This is a genomic window from Agrobacterium radiobacter, assembly GCF_040801995.1.
Classification (GTDB): domain Bacteria; phylum Pseudomonadota; class Alphaproteobacteria; order Rhizobiales; family Rhizobiaceae; genus Agrobacterium; species Agrobacterium radiobacter.
This window is the reverse complement of the sequence record NZ_JBEGHX010000002.1, coordinates 1,967,794-1,988,975: the sequence shown is the minus strand read 5'-3', so window position 1 is coordinate 1,988,975 and position 21,182 is coordinate 1,967,794. Positions and strand designations below refer to the sequence as shown.

17 protein-coding genes are annotated in these 21,182 nt (G+C 60.6%); 3 read left to right on the top strand and 14 right to left on the bottom strand.

Annotated elements, in window-relative coordinates; all coding sequences use genetic code 11:
- Positions 1-3: 3 nt before the first annotated feature.
- The 12 genes from MRBLRC7O_RS22860 to MRBLRC7O_RS22805 all read right to left on the bottom strand — a co-directional run bounded on the left by MRBLRC7O_RS22860 (position 4) and on the right by MRBLRC7O_RS22805 (position 16,055).
- Positions 4-1,815, bottom strand: a complete 1,812-nt coding sequence (locus MRBLRC7O_RS22860; protein ID WP_020810971.1) for an ABC transporter ATP-binding protein — start codon at positions 1,813-1,815, stop codon at positions 4-6.
- Positions 1,816-1,819: 4 nt separating this feature from the next.
- Positions 1,820-3,604, bottom strand: a complete 1,785-nt coding sequence (locus MRBLRC7O_RS22855) for a gamma-glutamyltransferase family protein (RefSeq protein WP_020810970.1) — start codon at positions 3,602-3,604, stop codon at positions 1,820-1,822.
- A 21-nt stretch (positions 3,605-3,625) separates the two neighbouring features.
- Positions 3,626-4,498, bottom strand: a complete 873-nt coding sequence (locus MRBLRC7O_RS22850; protein ID WP_003505690.1) for an ABC transporter permease — start codon at positions 4,496-4,498, stop codon at positions 3,626-3,628.
- Positions 4,499-4,509: 11 nt separating this feature from the next.
- Positions 4,510-5,457: an ABC transporter permease gene (locus tag MRBLRC7O_RS22845; protein WP_080864422.1), complete on the bottom strand. Its 948-nt coding sequence runs from the start codon at positions 5,455-5,457 to the stop codon at positions 4,510-4,512.
- Positions 5,458-5,523: 66 nt separating this feature from the next.
- Complete coding sequence (locus tag MRBLRC7O_RS22840; protein WP_031234031.1) at positions 5,524-7,032, bottom strand: ABC transporter substrate-binding protein; 1,509 nt, start codon at positions 7,030-7,032, stop codon at positions 5,524-5,526.
- Between the two features lie 78 nt (positions 7,033-7,110).
- Positions 7,111-7,911, bottom strand: coding sequence for a FadR/GntR family transcriptional regulator (locus MRBLRC7O_RS22835; RefSeq protein WP_111793566.1), 801 nt, complete (start codon positions 7,909-7,911; stop codon positions 7,111-7,113).
- Between the two features lie 136 nt (positions 7,912-8,047).
- The gene (locus tag MRBLRC7O_RS22830; protein WP_367727692.1) at positions 8,048-8,914 is read right to left on the bottom strand and encodes an aldose epimerase family protein; all 867 of its coding nucleotides are present in this window, start codon (positions 8,912-8,914) and stop codon (positions 8,048-8,050) included.
- Positions 8,901-10,088: a galactarate dehydratase gene (locus MRBLRC7O_RS22825; protein ID WP_003505685.1), complete on the bottom strand. Its 1,188-nt coding sequence runs from the start codon at positions 10,086-10,088 to the stop codon at positions 8,901-8,903. Before MRBLRC7O_RS22825 ends, MRBLRC7O_RS22830 begins: the two co-directional genes overlap by 14 nt.
- A gap of 43 nt (positions 10,089-10,131) precedes the next feature.
- Positions 10,132-11,856 (bottom strand): ABC transporter ATP-binding protein, encoded by a 1,725-nt coding sequence (locus MRBLRC7O_RS22820; RefSeq protein WP_020810965.1) that lies wholly within the window; start codon positions 11,854-11,856, stop codon positions 10,132-10,134.
- A gap of 7 nt (positions 11,857-11,863) precedes the next feature.
- The gene (locus tag MRBLRC7O_RS22815; protein ID WP_020810964.1) at positions 11,864-12,988 is read right to left on the bottom strand and encodes an ABC transporter permease; all 1,125 of its coding nucleotides are present in this window, start codon (positions 12,986-12,988) and stop codon (positions 11,864-11,866) included.
- A gap of 9 nt (positions 12,989-12,997) precedes the next feature.
- Entirely contained in the window at positions 12,998-13,984 is a 987-nt protein-coding gene (locus MRBLRC7O_RS22810) for an ABC transporter permease (RefSeq protein WP_003505682.1), read from the bottom strand.
- 121 nt (positions 13,985-14,105) lie between these two features.
- On the bottom strand, positions 14,106-16,055 hold the full coding sequence (locus tag MRBLRC7O_RS22805) for an ABC transporter substrate-binding protein (protein ID WP_020810963.1): 1,950 nt from the start codon (positions 16,053-16,055) through the stop codon (positions 14,106-14,108).
- Between the two features lie 300 nt (positions 16,056-16,355).
- On the opposite strand from MRBLRC7O_RS22805, the gene MRBLRC7O_RS22800 reads away from it, so the two are divergent.
- From MRBLRC7O_RS22800 to MRBLRC7O_RS22790, 3 genes are read left to right on the top strand one after another with little or no spacing between them, the layout of a single operon-like run.
- Positions 16,356-17,075: a FadR/GntR family transcriptional regulator gene (locus tag MRBLRC7O_RS22800; RefSeq protein WP_020810961.1), complete on the top strand. Its 720-nt coding sequence runs from the start codon at positions 16,356-16,358 to the stop codon at positions 17,073-17,075.
- A gap of 54 nt (positions 17,076-17,129) precedes the next feature.
- Complete coding sequence (locus MRBLRC7O_RS22795) at positions 17,130-18,011, top strand: SMP-30/gluconolactonase/LRE family protein (RefSeq protein ID WP_020810960.1); 882 nt, start codon at positions 17,130-17,132, stop codon at positions 18,009-18,011.
- Positions 18,012-18,040: 29 nt separating this feature from the next.
- Complete coding sequence (locus tag MRBLRC7O_RS22790; protein ID WP_020810959.1) at positions 18,041-18,937, top strand: dihydrodipicolinate synthase family protein; 897 nt, start codon at positions 18,041-18,043, stop codon at positions 18,935-18,937.
- Between the two features lie 112 nt (positions 18,938-19,049).
- Here MRBLRC7O_RS22790 and MRBLRC7O_RS22785 read toward each other — a convergent pair whose 3' ends face one another.
- Both MRBLRC7O_RS22785 and MRBLRC7O_RS22780 read right to left on the bottom strand, forming a co-directional pair.
- Positions 19,050-20,702, bottom strand: coding sequence for an OFA family MFS transporter (locus MRBLRC7O_RS22785; RefSeq protein WP_367727691.1), 1,653 nt, complete (start codon positions 20,700-20,702; stop codon positions 19,050-19,052).
- Positions 20,703-20,817: 115 nt separating this feature from the next.
- The gene (locus MRBLRC7O_RS22780) at positions 20,818-21,162 is read right to left on the bottom strand and encodes a formate dehydrogenase subunit delta (RefSeq protein WP_020810957.1); all 345 of its coding nucleotides are present in this window, start codon (positions 21,160-21,162) and stop codon (positions 20,818-20,820) included.
- Positions 21,163-21,182: the final 20 nt, after the last annotated feature.

The window sequence follows — 21,182 nt, the reverse complement described above, 5'->3', positions numbered from 1 at the left end:
GTCTCAGGCTATCTGCACCATGTGGCCGGGCGATACGGTCCTGTAGTTTCGCGTCGGTGTTTCATATCCCATTGCCCGTATCGGGCTCTTCAGCTCGTCATTGGATATGCCACGCCTTATCCCGCGTCTTGCCGGGTCCGGCACCGGAACGGCCGCCATCAGCTTTTTCGTATAGGCATGTTGCGGATTGTCGAAAACGGCGGCGCGCGGCCCGATCTCCACGATCTCGCCGAGATACATCACCGCGACACGATGGCTGACGCGCTCCACGACAGCCATGTCATGGCTGATGAACAGGAAGGCGAGGTTGAGGCTCTGCTGCAGGTCGAGCAGCAGGTTGCAGACCTGCGCCTTGATCGAAACATCGAGCGCCGAGACGCTTTCATCGGCAACGATGACCTTCGGATCGAGGGCCAGTGCCCGGGCAATCGCGATGCGCTGTCGCTGACCACCCGAAAATTCGTGCGGGTAGCGGCTGGCCATATCGGCGGACAGGCCGACCTTTTCGAGAAGATCGGCAGTCTTTTCCTTGGCCTGCTTGGCGCTGCCCAGCCTGTGCTTGATGAAGGGCTCGGAAATTGCCGTGCCCACCGTCATGCGCGGATTGAGCGACGAGAACGGGTCCTGAAAGATCATCTGCACCGATTTGCGCATGTTGCGCAGGCCGACGTTATCGAGGCGCATCACATCGTAACCGTCGAGGGACACATCGCCGGACGACGGCTCCACGAGGCGCATGATCGAGCGGCCGGTGGTGGATTTTCCGCAACCGGATTCACCCACCAGCGACAGCGTTTCTCCTTGAAACAGATCGAAGGAAACGTTCTCGACGGCGTGAACCGCACCCGTCTGGCGCGCCAGCAGGCCGGAGCGGATGGGAAAACGCGTCACAAGGTTCTTGACCGACAGAACCGGCGTCTGGCCGCCTGCAACCGTCTCGGCCACCTCCTCCGGCTCGGTCGAAAGGCCGGTTTTCATGTCGAGAACCGGAAAACGCGTCGGCCATTGCCGGTTACGCATAGAACCGAGCTTCGGCACCGCCGAAAGCAGCGCCCGCGTATAGGGATGTTTGCCGCGCCGGAATATGTCCTCCGTCGGCCCGGTCTCGACCTCATCGCCGCGATACATCACGATCGTGCGGTCAGCGATTTCGGCCACCACACCCATGTCATGGGTGATGAAGAGCACCGACATGCCCTCCTCTTCCTGCAGCAGCTTGATGAGATCGAGGATCTGGCCCTGAATGGTAACGTCGAGCGCCGTCGTCGGCTCGTCGGCGATCAGCAGTTTCGGCCGTGAGGCGAGCGCCATGGCAATCATCACACGCTGGCGCATGCCGCCCGAAAACTGATGCGGATATTCGTCAAAACGGCTGGCCGCATTGGGAATGCGGACCTTCTCCAGAAGCCGCACCGTCTCCGCCCGCGCCTCCTGCTTCGAAAGCCCCTTGTGGCGGATGAGGACTTCGGAAATCTGACGGCCGATGGTGAAGATCGGATTGAGCGAGGTCATCGGCTCCTGAAAGATCATCGAGATATCGTTGCCGCGCACGCCACGCATCTCTTTTTCGGAAAGCGCCAGCAGATTGCGCCCGTTGAGCAGGACTTCCCCTTCTATCCGGCTGGAGGCCGGGGCAAGCAGGCGCATCAGTGATAGCGACGTCACGGATTTACCGGAGCCGGACTCGCCGACAATCGCAACGGTTTCACCGGGCGCGACATCGAAGGACACATTGCGCACCACGCTTTTCCAGGCGCCATCGACGAGGAAGGAGGTGGTCAGGTTGCGGACGGAGAGGACAGGTTTTATCTCCATGGTATTACCGCCCTACCGCATAGGCCTGCATCAGCCGCGGGGTTGCGGCGGCGCGCAAGAGGCCGTCCGCATCCCGCCGCGCGGCGGTGAGCCTCCCGACGGACCATGCATCGGCAACCGTGACACGGTGTCCGCGACGGCGAAGCTCCTGTAAGGTCGCTTCACCCACGGTGCTTTCCACGGTGATTTCCCCCGGCGAGCTGGTGCGCGGATAAAACGAGCCCGGAAAATGCGCGGTGTGGAACAACGGCATATCTATCGCGGCCTGCAGGTTCTTGCCGTGATGGGCATAACGCAGGAAGAAGGGTAGTTGCCACTGGTCCTGCTGGTCGCCGCCCGGCGTACCGAAGACCATGGCGGGACGGCCCTGATGCAGCGCAAGCGAGGGCGTCAGCGTCGTGCGCGGGCGCTTGCCCGGCGCAAGCGAGGTCGGCAGCCCCTCCTTCAGCCAGAACATCTGGGCGCGGGAATTGAGCGCGAAACCGAGACCCGGCACGATGGGCGAGGATTGCAGCCAGCCGCCCGAAGGCGTAGTGGAGACCATGTTGCCCCAGCGGTCGATGACGTCGATATGGACCGTGTCTCCGCGCTTTTCCGTCAGATGCGACATGGTCGGCTCGTAGACGGTGCCGGTGCCGCTCATTTCGGCCAGCATGGCTATGGTGGCATCCACCTGCTTTTCGTAACCCGGCACGGTGCCCGGACGCAGTTCCAGCGACGCCTCGCTGCCGATCAGCGTGCGGCGTCCGGCATTGTAACCTTCGGAGAGAAGATATTCAGTCGGTATCTGGCCGAATTCAGGGTCGCCATAATAGACCTCGCGATCGGCATAAGCGAGCTTCATGGCTTCGACGATGGTGTGGATAAAATCGGGACCGGACGGCTCCATGGCCGCAATATCGAAGCCCTTCAGCAGCGCAAGCGATTGCAAGAGAACCGGACCCTGCCCCCAGGCGGGCGTCTTGGCAATCGTCCAGTCTTGATAGTCGAACGTCTGCGGCGCTTCGACGGTCGCGCTCCAGTCCGCCATATCCTGCGCCGTCAGCACGCCCTTGTGCCTTGCGCCGCTGGCATCCATCACCTCTGCGGTCTTTACGTAACTGTCGATGGCTTCCGCTACGAAACCCCGATAGAAGGCATCGCGCGCCGCCTCGATCTGGTTTTCGCGGCCGGAGCGCGCTTCGGCTTCAGTGACGATCCGCTGATAGGTGGCGGCGAGAACCGGGTTGCGGAAACTGGCGTGAGGTTCGGGTGCCGCGCCGCCTGGCAGCCATGTCTCATGGGATGTCGGCCATTCCTTCTCGAAGAAATCGGCCAGCCCCTTGATGGTGGCGGAGACACGCGGCAACGTCGGATGCCCGTGCTCGGCATAATAGATTGCGGGTTCCAGCACTTCGCGCACGCTCATCGTGCCATAGTCGCGCAGCATCAGCATCCAGCCGTCGAAGGCGCCGGGTATGACGGTTGCGAGCAGCCCGTCGCCGGGGATCAGCTTCAGGCCTTCCGAAGTGTAATGTTCAATCGTGGCACCACTCGGGGCCGGGCCCTGTGCGCAGATGACTTCCACCTTGTCCTTCTGCTTGGAATAAAACACCGCGGGCATATCTCCGCCCGGGCCACACAAATGCGGCTCGACAATCTGCAGGACGAAACCGGTGGCCACGGCGGCATCAAAAGCATTGCCGCCCTTTTCGAGGATCGCCATGCCAACGGCCGATGCGATCCAGTGCGTCGAGGTGACGACGCCGAAGGTGCCAAGGATTTCAGGGCGTGTGGTGAATTCATTCATTCCGATATTCCTTGTAAAAAATCATGCTTCGCGCGGATCGAGCGCGTCGCGCAGGCCGTCGCCGAGAAGATTGAAACCGATGACGACGAGGAAGATGGCGATGCCGGGCCACATCGTCATCCACGGCGCCTGGCTCAGGAAATTCTTCGCGGTATTCAGCATCGAACCCCAGGATGGGGCCGGCGCCTGCTGGCCGAGACCGAGGAAGGAAAGGCTCGCCTCCGCAATGATGGCGGTCGCCACCGTCAGCGTCGCCTGCACGATGATGGGGGCAAAGACATTCGGCAGGATGTAACGCGTCATGATGTCGATGTGGTTGAGGCCGATGGACCTCGCCCCCTCGACATAGTCCTCCATCTTGACGGCAAGCACCTGTCCGCGCGTCAGCCGCACGAAGATCGGCATGGCGGAAAGGCCGATGGCGATCATCGCATTGGTAAGGCTCGGGCCGAGAAAGGCGGCGAGCGCGATTGCCATGATCAGGAAGGGCATGGCGAGCAGCGCTTCGGTGATGCGGGAGATGACCATATCCACCCAGCCGCCGAAATAACCTGAAATCAGGCCAAAGGGCACGCCGATCACCACCGCGATCATCACCGAGACGACGCCGGCCATCAGCGAGGCGCGGGCGCCATAGATCATGCGGGAAAGGATGTCTCGGCCGAGATCGTCGGTGCCGAGCCAGTGCGCCGCCGACGGCGCCTTGCGGATGGCTGACCAGCTGGTCGCAACCGGATCGGCAATCGGCAGGATCGGCGCGGCGATGGCAAGTACGGCGAAAAACAGCACGATGATCATGCCGACAAGCGCCGATTTGTTGCGCTTCATTTTTTTCCAGGCGCGGCTTTCCTGCCGTGTCGCCGGTACGGATAGATTTTGATCGAGAACGGTCATGATATCAGGCCTCAGATCGTCGCCCTGAGGCGGGGGTTAAGCAGGACATAGGCAATGTCGGCCAGCAGGTTCATGAGGATGAAACCGACGGCGGTGCATAAAACGATGCCCTGCACGACGGCATAGTCACGGGTGAAAACCGCATCGACCGTCATCTTGCCGAAACCGGGAATGGTGAATATCTGCTCCGTCAGAACCGCACCGGCCAGCAGCTCCCCGAAGAGCAGCGCCAGCAGCGTGATGACGGGAAGAAGCGCATTGCGGAAACTGTGCGACAGGATGATCTCGCGCGGCGAAAGTCCCTTGGCGCGGGCGGTTCGGATATAGTCCGAACTCAAGACCGCAACCATCGCAGACCTCGTGTGCCGCATCAGCGTTGCCGCAAGCGCATTGCCCAGCACGAAGGCGGGCATGATCATCGTTTCGATGGAACGGACAGGGTCCACGAAGATCGATTCATAACCGGATGCCGGCAACCAGCCGAGTTTTACCGAGACCAGCAGGATCAGCATGATGCCGAGCCAGAAATTCGGGATCGACAGGCCGGAAAGCGCAACGATATTGGCGGTGTAATCGATCCAGGTATTCTTCTTGACGGCGGCCAGAATGCCGATGGGGATGCCGATCACCATGGCGAAGAACATCGCCATGACAGCCAGCTGAATGGTGACCGGCAGCTTCTGGCCGATCAGTTCCAGCACCGGCTGGTTGGACCGCAGCGAAATACCGAAATCGCCGGTCATCACGCCGCCCAGCCAGTTGATATATTGCAGCGGCACGGGGTCGTTGAGGCGATATTTCTCCCGCAGGAATTCGATCGTCGCGGGATCGCGCTCCTCACCCGCCATGGCGAGAACCGGATCCCCCGGCAGGAGTTTCTGCAGCGAGAAAACGAAGATGGAAATGATGAGAAGCGTCGGGATCGCGACCAGCAGTCGCTTGCCGATATAAACAGGCATGGCATTGCCCCCGTTTGTGTCCGGTCTGGGGGCCGCACGGCAAGCCGTGCGGCCTATGCGAAACGGTCAATCCTTGGAAACGCCGAGAAGGCGGATCATACCGTCAGGCGACGGCGCCCAGCCCTTGACCTTGCTGGAAATGGCATAGGCATAGGGCTGGTGGCCGAGATAGATGATCGGCATGTCGTCGTTGAGGATGACGCTTGCGGCATCATATTTTTCCTTGCGGACTGCATCTTCGGTCGAGGCGCGGGCCTCGTTCAGCAGCTTGTCGACCTCGGGATTGCAATATTTCACATCGTTGATGCCGCCCTTGCAGGTGACGAACTGATGCAGGTTGCCATCGGGATCGATACGTCCCGACCAGTCTGAACGGCTGAGCTGGTAATTGCCGGCGGTCTGCTCGGACAGGAGTGTGGCAAATTCGGTGGCCTTCAGGGTGACGTTGAAGCCAGCCTCGGCCGCCATGGACTGGATGACCTGCATCATCTGCGTCTGCGTGGTGTTGTTGGCGTGCTGAAGCTCGACATCGAGCGTCTCGTAACCCGCCTCCTTCATCAACTGCTTGGCCTTGTCGATATCGCGCGGCGGCACCGGCAGGTTCTGGTTGAACCAGGGGCTTGAGGGTGGGAAAGCCTGATTGCCGCCCTTTGACGTCCCTTCGAAGACGATCTGGCCGATCGCCTCTCGGTCGATCGCATAGGAGAATGCCTGGCGCAGGCGCTTGTCCTTGCCGAGCGGATTGTCCGCACGCGCGCCATTGTTCATGTTGACATACATGGCCATGTAACCCGGTCCGATGACATCGGCATAGGTCAGTTTGGGGTCGTTCCTGACGGATTCCGCATCGGAAGCCGAGATGCGCTCGGCGATATCGAGGTCGCCTGCGCGAAGGTTCGCAAGCTTCACGGTGGTGTCGGGGATCGGCAGATAGACGATCTTATCAACGAGGACCTTGTCCTTGTCCCAATAATCCGCGAACTTCTCGAGCACGATGCGATCCTGCTGGATGCGCTCGACGAATTTGAACGGCCCGGCGCAGACCGGCTTGGAGCCGAAATTCGCACCCAGTTCCTTGGCCGCTTTCGGCGCGACGATCATGCCGGCGCGGTCGGAAAGCTGCGCCAGCAGGGTGACGTCAGGCGTCTTCAGCGTAAATTTGACTTCCAGCGGCCCTGTCGCCTCGACCTTCTCGACGGACGATAGCTCGCTCTTGCGGCGGGATTCCGGCAGCGTCATGTTGCGCTCGATAGTGGCGACGACAGCAGCTGCATCGAGCTTCTCACCATCGTGGAATTTCACGCCATCACGGATCTTCATCGTCAGAACCTTGCCGCCTTCGGACCAGGCCCATTCGGTGGCGAGCTGGGGCACGATCTTCATGTCCTGCGAGATATCCACCAGCTTGTCGCACATGGCGGTGTAGACGATGCGGCCGACGAAGGTGCGCGACTGTGCTGGATCGAGCACATCAGCATCGTCGTTCAGGCCGATGCGCAATTCGGAGGATAGCGCCGGCGTGGTCAGGAATGCGCTCGCCAACAGCGCAGCAGTCAATGTCTGGATTTTCTTCATGTTCGTTCCTCTGGTCTGGTTATTTTGACTTTTTGTCATTGGCCGCCCCTGACGGGGCGACAGTTTTCATCCGTGGCCTTAAGAAGCCTCGGTCAGCGAATTATCGGCGCCGGCCGTATTGCCCGCCCCGGATCCCTCTTCCAGAAAGCCGAGCGAGGTGGCGCGGATCAGCCTTTCCTGATGCATGAGAAGATGCTGGCGCATGGCTTCACCGGCACGCGCTGGATCGCGATCGGCGATGGCGTCGACAATGGCCATGTGCTGTTCGAAAGACGCCCTCACATTTGTTCCGCTGCGCCGGGCGAGTTCCCGTATCGACTGCCAGGCATCATCCTGGCGGACACGATTGATGACATCGAAAATCGAGAGAAACAGCTTGTTGCCGGCACTCTGGGCGATCTGGCGATGGAGCGAGCCATCCCACAATTCCTTGGCATCTGCATCCGTGCTCTGGCCGGTCTTTTCCACCAGCGCCCGCATGCGCTCCACCTCGGCCGGCTTGGCGCGCATCGCCGCTAGCTGCGCCAGCTGCGGTTCGATGCGCAGGCGCACCTCCATGATTTCCATGAAATCCGTCCCGGCGACCAATTCCGTGACCTGGGCGGACCAATCATCAGGTTTTTCACCCACAAAGGTTCCGGCCCCCTGCCGCCGCCAGATGAGGCCTTCGGCTTCCAGAACCTCCAGCGCGCGGCGGATCGACCGACGGCCGACGTTAAAAGTCTCCGCAAAGGCCCGTTCCGTCGGCAGACGGCCATCCCTGACGAGATGATTCGCCTGAATATATTCACGCAACCGCGCCAGCGCGTAGTTGGAATTGTCGTTAGGGCCTGCTGCCACACCGCACCATTTGCTTGAACCAATCTTGTATTGGTTCATTTGGTGAGAAATTTTCGCCGACGTCAAGCGCATTTTTGAGCGACAATTTCTGACGCTCAAAATATGGGCATGTGGCGTTTTTTTGACTGTGGAGATAGGACGCAGGGGCATGGCGTTCGCGCGCGCCCTGCCTCCCTCAAGGCCCGACGGAAAGCCGGATTCGCCCCGATAGATGTTCGCCGGACGCAACGATCCTGACGCCAAGCGCTTCCCGCTGCGCCTCCGGCAAGCCGAGCGCTCCGGCGGCCATGGAAACGGGCTCGAGGCAAAGATAGCTGTCCATGCGGTGGACAGCCAGATGACCGAAAACGGGATCGGCCTCGATCAGCAGTGAAAACCCGTCAAACTGGACATGCGCATTAGACCAACCTGTATAATGCTCCGTGTATCCCGTCGCTGCGGGAATGACGGTCGTCTGGCGAAGTACGGCTGCTTGGCCGGTCGGCACGTTCTGCGGGTCCAGCGGATATTCCAGCCTTGCATCCGTGCGCGCTTCGCAGCCAAATCCGGCAGCCAGATAGGGATGCCAGCCCAGCGCCATCGGCGCGGGTACGTCCGCCAGATTGGTGATCGACAGGTCCACGGTGAGGCCGGCGTCTTCGAGCAGAAAAGACTGTTCAGCGCGGAAGGAAAAAGGCCATTCCCCGTCAGCCTCATAGTGGAGTACCAGCCCCGCCCGATCCGAAGCCAGACCGGAAATCTCCCAGGCTCGCCGGTGCGCAGGTCCATGCATGGCATCAGGCGCAAGGGCCGGATGGGGAGAAAGCTCATGGCGGATGCCCGCATGAACGAACGAGCTCCCATAGAGCCTATTGTGGTAAGGAAACAGCGGATAGGCGCCGGCACGCGGCCAGTTGAACGGCTCGAAATCCTCCCCGGTTGCTGGCGCCAGAATATCACCGTAGTCCGCGTGATGCAGATGGGTCATCCTGCCGCCCCATGCGGGACGCAGGCGGGCAGAGAGCCGCCCGCAGGCAATCGCGACCGTTTCAGGCAAAGGCATAGGAGCCGTCAGGCCGTTTCGGCACCCGTCTCTGCCAGTGAATGTAACCGTCTTCCTGCATGGCTTTTTCATCCATCTCCACCCCCCAGCCGGGACGATCCGGCCTCAGCTCCAGATATCCGTCCTTCGGCAGATAGGGGTCGACGACATAGCGGGTTTCATCCTCGCGTTTTTCAAGATCGGTGCCGCCATAGACATAACATTGCCCTTTCGGCAGCCGGTATTCGAGAATACGGAAATTCTGCTGGGCGGCGGAGAAATGCACGTTGACGGCGGTAGCAAGCGGCCCCATCGGGTTATGCGGCGCAATGCTGACGAAATGGGCTTCCGCAAGCGTGGCGATGCGGCGCATTTCGGAAATGCCGCCGACGACGCAGATGTCAGGCTGAATGATGTCTGCACCCTTCACCTGAAGAAGACGCAGGAACTCATTGCGATTATAGAGACTTTCACCTGTTGCCAGAGTGCAGTTCAGCCCCTGTTTCAAGTCTCCCCACATCTCGATGTTTTCGGGACGCAAAGGCTCCTCGAAGAACAGCGGATCGTAGGGGGCAAGCGCATTGCCAAGCTGGCGAGCGGCGGCGGGCTCGAAAATCTTGGCATGGGCGTCAAAAGCGATGTCGTAGTCAGACCGCACGGTCTCGCGAAGCGAGCGGAAATAGTCCGCCGAACTGCGCACCACCTCCCCCCAGCGATGGGCATGAATATCGACGCGCCACGGGCTGAGCTTAAAGGCCGTGAAGCCCCAACCCTCGTTGAGGCGGTCGAACTCTTCCTTTGCCGCCGGCGCATCCGGCGCCGTGTAGACGCCGGCATAGACCTTGATGCGGTCGCGCACTTCGCCGCCCAGCAGCTTGTAAACAGGCACGCCCGCCGCCTTGGCGGCAAGGTCCCACAGGCAATGATCGAGTGCTGAAATTGCTGACAGACCGAGCGCGCCTGGCGGAAAGCGGTTCTGCTGGAGAAGGAGATTGTAGAGATATTCAACCCGTGTCGGGTCCTGCCCGGCGAGGAAGCCATAGAGGTAATCCAGCACAGGCGGCAAGGCGAGATCGGGGCCGTGGTTGTAACATTCACCCCAGCCGGTCAAACCGTCATCCGTGTCGAGAGCGACGATGACGCGGGGGCGGTCCTTGTCGCGGGTGACGAATACCCGCATGCGATCGATTTTCATGCTTAGTCTTCCTCATGAATTGCAGCGCGCAACGGGCGCAACACTATCGGGCGGCGATCCCGTTTTTGATCTCGGGCGGTTCGACGTAGCGGAACCTGCGGGTGCGGTCCCGGTCCCGCGGGTCCGGGCGCGGAATGGCGGAAAGAAGCGCCTGCGTATAGGGATGGTCGGGCGCGTTGCAGACCTTTTCGGCGTCTCCCACCTCGACAAGCTTGCCGCGATACATCACCCCGACACGGTCGCACATGTATCTGATTACGCCGATGTCGTGGCTGATGAAGATGTAGGCGAGACCAAGCTCGTCCTGCAGACGCATCAGCAGATCCAGCACCTGGAACCGCACCGAAACATCCAGCGCCGATGTCGCCTCATCCGCAACGATGATGCGCGGTTTCAGGGTGATGGCGCGGGCAATCCCGATGCGCTGGCGCTGGCCGCCGGAAAAGGCGTGCGGGTAGCGTTCGCGCCCGGCAGGATCGAGACCCACCTGCTCCATCAGGGCGCAGACGCGTTCATCCAATTCCCTGCCCCTGGCAATGCCGTTGACCAGCAACGGCTCGCCGATGACCTGCGCCACCGTCATGCGCGGATTGAGCGAGCCGAAAGGATCCTGGAAAACCATGCGCAATTCACGCCGCGCGGCCTTCAGTTCGGCACCTTCGATCTTGGCCAGATCGACGACTGTGCCATCCGCCCGGCGATAACGCATTTCGCCGCCGGTCGGATCGTATAGACGCATGATAGAGCGGCCCATCGTGGTCTTGCCGGAGCCGCTTTCGCCGACGATGCCAAGCGTCTCGCCCGGGAGAAGCTTGATCGACACGCCATCCAGCGCCTTCATTTCACCGAAGTGCATGGAAAGGTCGTTCACTTCGAGCACCGGCGCAGCCGTTAGATCGAGTGGAGGCCGCGCAAGCCGGATTTCCGCCTTCTGCTCCAGCTTCAGCACGGAGCCGATCAGCATGCGGGTATAGGGATCCTGCGGGCTGTGGAATATCTGCTCAACGGTGCCATATTCCTTGGCGACGCCATGATGCATGACCAGCACGTCATCGGCGATCTGCGCCACCACGCCCATATCATGGGTGATGAACAGCACCGCCATGCCATGCGCCTTTTGCAGCCGCGATATCAGGTCGAGTATTTCGGCCTGTGTGGTGACGTCAAGCGCCGTCGTCGGTTCGTCGGCGATCAACAGTTGCGGTTTGCAGGCCAGCGCCATGGCGATCATCGCACGCTGGCGCATGCCGCCCGAATATTGGAAAGCGTAACGATCCAGCGCCTTTTCGGGATTGGGAATTTCCACCTGCCGCAGCAGCTCGATGGCCTCGGCCCGCGCCTGTGCCTTGCTCATTTTCAGATGCAGACGCAGGACCTCGGTGATCTGATCACCCACCGTATGCACGGGTGAAAGCGACGACATCGGCTCCTGAAAAATCATCGCGATATCAGCGCCGCGCACCGAGCGGATGGCCCGGCTGCGCGGATCGAGCTTTGCCAGATCGAGTGACGTGCCATCGGCGCGGTTGAGGATGATCGACCCGGTCGCAATGCGGCCGGGGGTGTCGATGATCTGCAGGATCGAGCGGGCGGTGACGGATTTGCCGGAGCCGCTTTCGCCGACGACGCAGAGGGTCTTGCCGGGATCGATGGAAAAAGACAGATCGTTGACCGCCCGGAAGACGCCGTTTCGGACCGGAAATTCGGTCACGAGATTGCGGACTTCGAGCAGTGGCCTGGCGGGCTTCATGGAGAGAATGTCGCTCATCAGGACCTCACTTATTATAGGGATCGGCTGCATCGCGCAGGCCGTCACCGAGCAGATTGAGCGCCATGACGGCAATGACAACAGCGACGCCCGGCAGGAACAGCCATGGCGCGGTTGCGATCGAGCGGATGTTCTGCGCCTCGCGAAGCAGCACGCCCCAGGAAATCGTCGGCGGCTGGAGACCGAGACCGAGGAATGAGAGCGAGGTTTCCGCAAGGATCATCGCCGGAACCGCAAGCGTGACCGAGGCGATGATATGGCTCGAAAAACTCGGCAGCATATGGCGAAAGATGATGCGCCCTTCCGGCACGCCATCCAGCCGCGCCGCGGCCACGAATTCTTCGGTTCGGAGCGACAGGAACCGGCCGCGCACGACGCGGGCAAGCTGCGCCCAGCCGGTCAGGGACAGGATGATGGTGATCATCATGTATTGAAGCGTGGCAGGCCAGCCCTGCGGCAGGGCGGCGGCCAGCGCCAGCCAGATGGGAATGGTGGGCAGCGACAGCACGAAATCGATCACGCGCTGCATGACGAAATCGATGCGACCGCCATAATAACCGGAGATACCGCCCAGGACGACGCCGAGCAGCAGCGAGAAAAACACGCCGACGAGACCGATCGACAGGGAAACCTGCGCACCCTGCACCACGCGGCTAAAGACATCGCGTCCGAGGCGGTCCGCGCCGAACAGGAAAAGCGGGCGCGTCTTGTCGGTGGAAGCCAGCAGGTGGATATTCGTGTTGAACAGGCCGAATACGGAATATTCGTAACCCCTGCCAAAAAGCTGAATCGGTATTTTCTTGGCCGTATCTTCCACGAACACGGCAGCCAGCGTTTCGGGGTTACGGGTCAGCTTCAGCGGATAATAATGCATCCCGAGCGAGAAACCCTCGGTCGTATCGACGAAATGGACGCGCTGCGGCGGATGGAAGGTGGCGCGGGCGTTCTGCAGCACCGGATCGTTGATGGCGAAGAAGCCGGGCACCAGCGCAACGATATACATGGCAACGGTGATGAACAGGGCGGCCATGGCCAGCTTGTGGCGCTTGAATGCCCACCAGATGAGCTGCCACTGCGAGGCGACGGCGGCGCGGTCCTGCCGGGCATTGGTGGTAATGGTGATATCGCTCATGGCGCCCTCCTATTCGAGACGGATGCGCGGATCGACCAGCGCAAGCAGGATGTCGCTGATAAGCGATCCGATCAGCGTCAGCGCGCAGATCAGAAGCACGAAAGCGCCGGCGAGATACATGTCCTGCGCCATCAGCGACTGCAGAAGCAGGGGTGCGGCCGTCGGCAGATTGAGCACGATGGCGACCACCACGGAGCCCGAAATGAGGTTGGGCAAAAGCCATGCGATGGTGGAAATGAACGGGTTGAGCGCAATTCTGAGCGGGTATTTCGTCAGCAGCTTGAACTCGGACAAGCCTTTCGCCCGCGCCGTGGTCACATAGGGCTTGGGCAATTCGTCCAGCATGTTGGCGCGCATGACGCGGATGAGGCTTGCGGTGGAAGACACGGCAAGAATGGCGACCGGCAGCCAGATATGAGCCATAAGGTCAACCATCTTGGCGATGCTCCAGGAGGCCGTTTCATATTCAGCTGAAAACAGCCCGCCGACATCGGCCCCGAACTCCACCGCAGCCACATACATCAGCACCAGCGCCAGCAGGAACGAGGGTATGGAAAGGCCGAAGAAGGAAAAGGCGGTGAAGAGATAATCGCCGATCGAATATTTGCGCACGGCGGAGAAGACGCCGATCGGAAGTGCGATGGCCCAGGTGGCGAGAAGGCTTGCGATGGCCAGAACCAGCGTCAGCGCCATACGCTCCCAGATGAGGCCCGAAACCGGCTGCTGCCATTCGAACGAGATGCCGAAATCGCCACGGCTGATGATGCCCCATATCCATTTCAGATATTGCACGATCATGGGATCATCGAGGCCGAAACGTTCACGCAGCTGCGCCGCGGTATTGTGGTCGATGACCTCGTTGGAGGCAGCCAGTGTGGCGATATAGGTCGTCACATAGTCACCGGGCGGCAGCTGGATCAGGACAAAGGCAAGGAAACTGACGGCAAACAGGGACGGTATCATCCACAGCAGGCGTTTTACGATAAAAAGCAGCATGTCGCTCTCGCAATCACATTGTGCCATACGCACCGCCTTCCACTGAGGAAACGGTATGCGGATGGTCGAAACAACCTGAGAGGCGTCGCCGCGTTACGGCAGCGACGCCCATGTGGTGGTATCAGCTTGTGAAGGTGAACTGTTGCGGCAGCGCCGGGCCGGGGTTGGGCCATGTCCAGCTGTCGGGTTCCGTTTCCGGCACATTGCGCAGATTATTGCGGATGATGCCGAAACCACCAACGGCAAGGCAGAGACCGATCGTCTCGAACTCTTCCGCCGCGATATCGAAGATTTCCTTCATCTTCTCGCCGCGTTTGGCAAGGTCGGCCGTCGAGCGCGCCTCGTCAAACAGCTTGAAGCGCCTCTTCTGGCTTTCCGGCGGCTCTTCGCCCTTCTGGCCATTCGAGGTGTACCAGAGCGCCCACGGAATGGCGTAACGCGAACCCTGCGGGTGGAATGCGAAGAAATCGCGCGGATCAAGCATCGGGTCGAGACCGCCGGGGCCGGGCCAGACGGCAGCATCATGGGCGTTGTCATCGCCGCGTGTATAATAGAGCGCGCGTTCGATGGTGTTGACCTTGATGTCGACACCGATCTGCGCCCATTGCGCCTTCACCAGTTCCAGCGCATCGACCAGATCGGGATAGAGCGTCGGGATGACATCGATCGAGAAGAAGACGGGCTGGCCATCAGGCCGCAACCGCATACCGTTGCCGTTCTTCTTGTCGTAACCGGCCTTGTCGAGAAGATCATTCGCCTTGTCGGCATCATATTCGGTAAACTGGCGCGCCAGCTTTTCATTATACCAGGGGTGTGTCGGGCGTGGTCCGGCCTGATACCCCTCGCTCTGGCTGAAATAGACGATGTCGATGATTTCCTGCCGGTTGAGCGCGATGGACAGCGCCTGACGGAAGGACTTGTCCGCGAACATCTTGCGCATTGCCGGGTCTTTATGGGTGATGTTCAGGTAGATCTGGCATTGCTGCGCGGCAGACGGCACCAGAGTGAGCAGGCGATAATCGCCTTTTTTCATGTTCTGAGACAGGGTCGGCTTGTTGGCGAGAACGCTGATATGGCGCTCCTGAATGTCGATCTTGCCGGAAATGACGTTCAGCATCAGCGATTCGACATCCTGCGAAATGCCGAAATTGATTTCGTCGATATAGGGCAGCTGGTTGCCTTCGGTATCGACCTGCCAGAAGTAAGGGTTGCGGGTCATGACCACCCGCGTCGCACCGCCGGAATAGGGTTCCTTCACCACCCACGGATCAAGGGTCGGCTTGTCGACATTCGACCAGCGGGACGGAATTTCGATATCGCCGCACTTCGCCCGGAACAGTTCCGTCCAGCTGGAGACACCCGCAGCCTTCACATCGGCATCAAGCGCCGTGTTGTATTTAGGCAGGAACTTGCTGCAATAATGCTTGGGAAACAGCGTCGGATGCTGGCCGAGCGGCGTGGCGAGGTTTTCGAGATAAAGCGCATTCGGCGCTGCGAATTTGAACTTTACCGTGAAATCGTCGACTTTTTCGACATCGACCGCCTTGCCCGCAACGGAGAGCTGCGCTGGCGTGGCGCTGTAAAGCTCCTTGTTCTTGATGCAGTCCTCGATGGCGAACACCACATCATCTGCGGTGAAGGGATGACCATCCGACCATTTTGCGCCCTCCAGCAAATGGAAGGTGAATTGCGAAGCATCGTCGTTGACTTCCCATTTCACCGCAAGGTTCGGCAGAACCTCGGTGAAGTCCATATTCCAGCGAACCAGCCCCTGATTGCCGACCATGCGCAGGATGCCGTTATGGTCCGACGAACCGCGCAGGCCACGGCGCAACGTGCCGCCATAGGAGCCGATTTTCTCGTGCGGTGTCACCACCATCGGATTTTTCGGCAGACGTTCGGCCAGGGGCGGCAATTTACCGTCCTTTACCAGCGCCTCCAGTTGCGGCGCCTGCTTGCCGGCAGCAGCCCGCGCCGAGGTCCCGATGACGGAAAGGGCGGCCACGCCGCCAAGCCCCGCCATAAAGGTTCGGCGCGTTACGCCCAGTGAAAATGCTTCGCCATCGCGCATCGACAATCCTCCAAAAAATCACCGGCAGCGAAACGGTTTTCACCGTGCCGCAACAGCCCTCCCGGCCAGCCAGCATACCGATCCTCCATCGGCAGGGGCAGACCATATGGGCGTTTTCAGATGATTACAAGTATTGACAGCTTTTTACATATTTTTTATTCGTAGATAGGTTTTCAGGATCAGGCTTGAAGAAAAAATCGGCACGACAGCCCCCTCGCTCACAAAAACCCCGGGATTTCTGTTGCGATTGAAATGCAGGAAACCCATTAACTTCAGCGATTTGCAACGGAAGGGCTGCTGATGGACAATCAAACCGCATCTGCCGCCGCTCGAGGCGAGACTCGGCTGAGCGACATCATCTACGAAAAAATTATCGGCATGATTTCGGACGGGCGGTTTCTCGTGAACGAACGGCTGCCATCGGAACAGAATCTGGCGTCGTTGTTCGGCGCATCCCGGCCGGTGGTGCGCGAAGCCCTGGAGCGGCTTCGAAACGATGGCCTCATCGTCTCCCAGAAAGGGTCAGGTTCCTATGTGCGCCAGCAGCCGGATTCGTCCGTGTTGCAACAGGTTCCTGTCGGCTCGCTTGCAGATGTGCAGCGGTTTTTCGAATTCCGGTCCGGCCTTGAATCTTCAGCGGCCGAACTTGCGGCGCGCAACTGGCAGGCCGCCGATAAAGCCCGCATCGAGCAGGCCATTGCGGCGCTGGAACAATGTCTGGAGCGCAACGATCTTGGTGCGGAGGAAGACTTTGCCCTGCACGAAGCCATTGCGAAGGCGAGCCATAACCAGTTCCACATCACGGTGCGGATCTGGTTCAAGCCGCATTTCGCGATCGGCCAGTCGGTGACACGCAGCCTCAGCCTCAAGCGGACGCCGCAACATGTGCGCGAGGTGCAGAACGAGCATACGGCAATCGTGGAAGCGATCTTTGCGCGCCAGGAGCAGGCTGCGCATGACGCGATGAAAGACCACATCCTGAAGGCGCGCGCCCGCATGTTTCAGGGCGTCGGCGGCTAGAAGCGTTTCCGCAATTCGAAGGACGAAGCCCTATGGGGCAATGGAGAATAATCAGTGAGCCAGCCGCGCATCATAGAGCCGAAACTCCGCTCCCTTATCGATACGCCGTTGAAGGTTGGAGAATCACCGGCATGGGATGAGCGGACGGGCAATCTGTGGTTCGTCGATATTCTCGCCCCCGCCATTTTCTGCCTGCATCCGGGCGGAAAACTCGACAGATATGATATGCCCGCCCAGGTGGGATGTCTCGGTCTTTGCGACAATGGCCTGATCGTGGCGGGTCTCAAGACCGGCGTGCATCTTCTTGATCCCGCGACCGGAAAACTCGAACTTCTGTGCGACCCTGACGAAGGGCGGCCTGACAGCCGCCTCAACGACGGGAAGGTTGGCCCGGACGGCCATTTCTGGGTGGGGACCCGCGACGAGGCCGGGATACAGACGGGCAATGCACGCCTCTATCGCGTCGCGCCGGATGGCGGCGTCGAACGCATCATCGATGGCGACATGTTCACCTCTAACGGGCTCGCCTGGAGCCCGGATGGCAGGCGCATGTATCATTCCGACAGCAGCGGTCTCATGTATCAGGCGTTCGATTTCGATGTCGCGACGGGCCGGCTCGGGCCGGCCGAACGTCTTCACGATTTCGCACCGGACGAAGGCAGGCCGGATGGCGCGGCGACCGATTGCGAAGGCTGTTACTGGAGCGCCGGCGTTCAGGCTGGCCGTCTCAACCGCTTTTCACCGGATGGTGAACTGTTCGAGATCTACAGGCTGCCGTTCAGGGGGCCGACCATGCCGTGTTTCGGCGGTCCTGATCTCAAAACGATCTATCTCACAAGTCTCGTCACCGAGACGAACGGAATTGCCACGCCGGGCACGCTTGTTGCCTTTGATGCGCCCGTTGCGGGGGCAGCCGTACACAAGTTTTCCATCTGAAGACGCTTTCATCTTGAGGAAACCAGTTGATGACGACATTTGATTTTCGCCAGGCTCTGCACGGCATCTCCGGCGTTCCCGTAACAGCCTATGAGGCCGGCGGGGAAGTCGACATTGGTGTCACGACCGAGGTCTATGCCCGCGTTGCAAGGGCGGGCATCCACAACATCGTTGCAGCCGGCAATACCGGCGAATTCTACGCTCTCACACCGGCCGAGATTCTCAGGGTCTACGAAGCCGCGATAAAAGGTGTTGATGGCAAAGCCCCGGTCACGGCGGCGATTGGACGCTCGCAGCGCGAGGCTCTCGCCATGGCGCGTCAGGCAAGGGAGATGGGCGCATCCGCCGTCATGTCCCATCAGCCGGTCGACCCCTTTGCAGCGCCTCAGTCGCAGATCGACTATTTCATCGGTCTGGCTGACGGCAGCGAGCTGCCGCTGGTTGCCTATGTCCGCGCCGACGGTTTTTCGGTCGATGACATGGTGAGGCTTGCCAGCCATCCGAATGTTGCTGGCATCAAGTTCGCAACGACCGACATCATGCTTCTGTCGCGTGCGATAGCCGCTTCCGATCAGAAGGGCGCGCTCTATGTCTGCGGCCTTGCGGAAAGCTGGGCGCCCGCCTTTTCGGCAGTGGGCGCCCGCGGCTTCACATCCGGCCTCGTCAACGTGGCTCCGCAATTCTCGCTTGAGGTTCATGAGGCCCTGACGTCAGGCGATTTTTCAGCGGCAAGGAAGGTCGTTGAAAAGATCGAACTCTTCGAGCGGCTGCGGACGCGCTATCGCAACGGCGCAAACGTGACAGTGGTGAAGGAAGCCATGGAAATCCTTGGCCTAAAGGTTGGCCCGGTTCGAGCGCCGGGACTTGCCCGTCTGGACGAACAGGATCGCAAGACGCTTGAAGGGCTGCTCGCCAGCTGGCGTTGACAGACGAGTTACCGGCAAGCTGCATTTTGTCTATGTAATATGCCGGCCATGGGCCGGCATATTCGTTGCGGGCGGAGCAGCGATCCTGCGCCACCGAAGGGGTGATGGAGGTTCAGCCGAACAGAGCCAGACTGCTCTTCACGGTCACCCACACGCCCCAGAGAAGCGGAATGCCGACTGCAATCCAGGCCAGCGCCGCCTTGGCGTCCAGCCCGCCGCGTCCGATGCCGAAGGAGCCCGTGGGGCCGGCATTGGCTGCCGCCGTCTTGGCCTGCAGTGCCGCGACCTCCGCGTCCAACATGAACCACTTGTCCGAAAGCGGCCGCACGAAGGCGTTGGCCACGAGGCCGATCGCCAGCATGCCCGCCAGAATATACATGGTGCTGGTGTAGAGCGCCGGCCCGGGCGCGACACCCGCCGCGATCTGCGCTTCGCGGATGTAGTTGACGACGACGGGACCGGCAATGCCGGCAGTCGCCCAGGCTGTCAGCAGGCGACCGTGGATTGCGCCGACGAACTGCGTACCGAAGATATCGGCGAGATAAGCGGGAATGGTCGCGAAACCACCGCCATACATGGACAGGATGATGCCGAAGGCCAGAACGAACAGCGCCTTGTTACCCATCGTCGCCAGCGTCGGCGCCAGCGCATAAAGAATGATGCCGAGAATGAAGAAGCAGAAATAAGTGTTCTTGCGGCCGATCTTGTCGGACATCGACGCCCAGAAGAAACGTCCGCCGATGTTGAACAGCGAAAGCAGGCCGGTGAAACCGGCAGCAATCGCCGCAATCTGCGCCTTCTGCCCGGCGTCAAGATCCGCAAAACCCACGCCAGGCAGGCCGATCAGCGAGCCGGCGAAGATTTCCTGCAACATGGGCGAGGCCATGCCGATGACGCCGATACCGGCCGATACGTTGAGGCACAGCACCGCCCAGATGAGCCAGAACTGCGGCGTCTTGTGCGCGTCGCGCAGATGCACATGGCGATGGGTTATCATGGCGCTTTTTGCTGAAGGCGCCGTCCAGCCTTCCGGACGCCAGCCCGATGGCGGAATGCGGTAACCGAAGGCGCCCGCCATCATGAAGGCGAAATAGATCAGGGCCATGACAACGAAAGTCTGCCAGACGCCGACCGAAACATCCGTCTTGAAGCTGTTCATCAGAAGATTGGCGAGCGGCGCGCCGATCATCGCCCCGCCGCCGAAGCCCATGATGGCCATGCCGGTCGCCATGCCGCGACGGTCCGGAAACCATTTGATCAGCGTCGATACGGGCGAAATATAGCCAAGGCCGAGCCCGACGCCGCCGATGACGCCAGCGCCCAGCCACATCAGCCATAGCTGATGGGTGATGACGCCGACCGCCGCCACCAGAATGCCGCCGCACCAGCAGCAGGCGGAAACGAAACCGGCCTTGCGCGGCCCCACTCTTTCCAGCCAGCCGCCCCAAATGGCGGCCGAGCAGCCAAGAAGAACGAAGAAGAGCGTATAGATCCAGCCGAGATCGGCCACGCGCCAGTTGCACTCGGTGGTGAACAGCGCGCCCAGAAGGGTAAGGCTGGAGCAGCTGGGGTCCGTCGCCGGCAACGCCTTCGACAGCGGTAGCCAGAACACGCTGAAGCCATAGGCCATGCCGATGCATAGATGAATGGCAAGGGCCGCCGGGGGCACCAGCCAGCGATTGAAACCCGGTCTTGCGATTATTCGTTCGCGGTCCAAAAACCCGGCTTGCGCCGCCTCTCCCGCCGTTGCGTCTGCTACTGCCATTGACATTACCTCCCTCGTGAATGTCTGGACATCTCAAATTCGCCCCGCCAGGCGAACATCGATATTGCCGGACGTCCTCCTGTCCGGCGGAAAGTCTGAATTGTGGTCTTGCCGCTCACGCCCCCGCGTTTTCGGGTATGCTCGGCTCGGAAAGGGACTCACCCGCAATTGCGCCCTTCCCGCCCGGCGCGCCCTTCGCATCACCGCCGAGACCAACCGCATCGGCTGCCGGATCACCGGGCCGCTTGATCTCCTTCGACGCAGCAAGCACAAGCGGCAGAAAATGACCGGCCCCGGCATCCACCATCTCGAAGAACCGGCGTCGCATGCGCGGCTCCCAGAACTTGTTGATGTGCGTGGCGACACCGTTGATGCGAATATCTTCCGGCTGCGACAGAAAAAATGTCGCGATCTGGTTCGCCATTCTCACCAGTTTTTCATCGGTGTGGTTGAGCAACATGACCTATTCCCCCGCGCCGA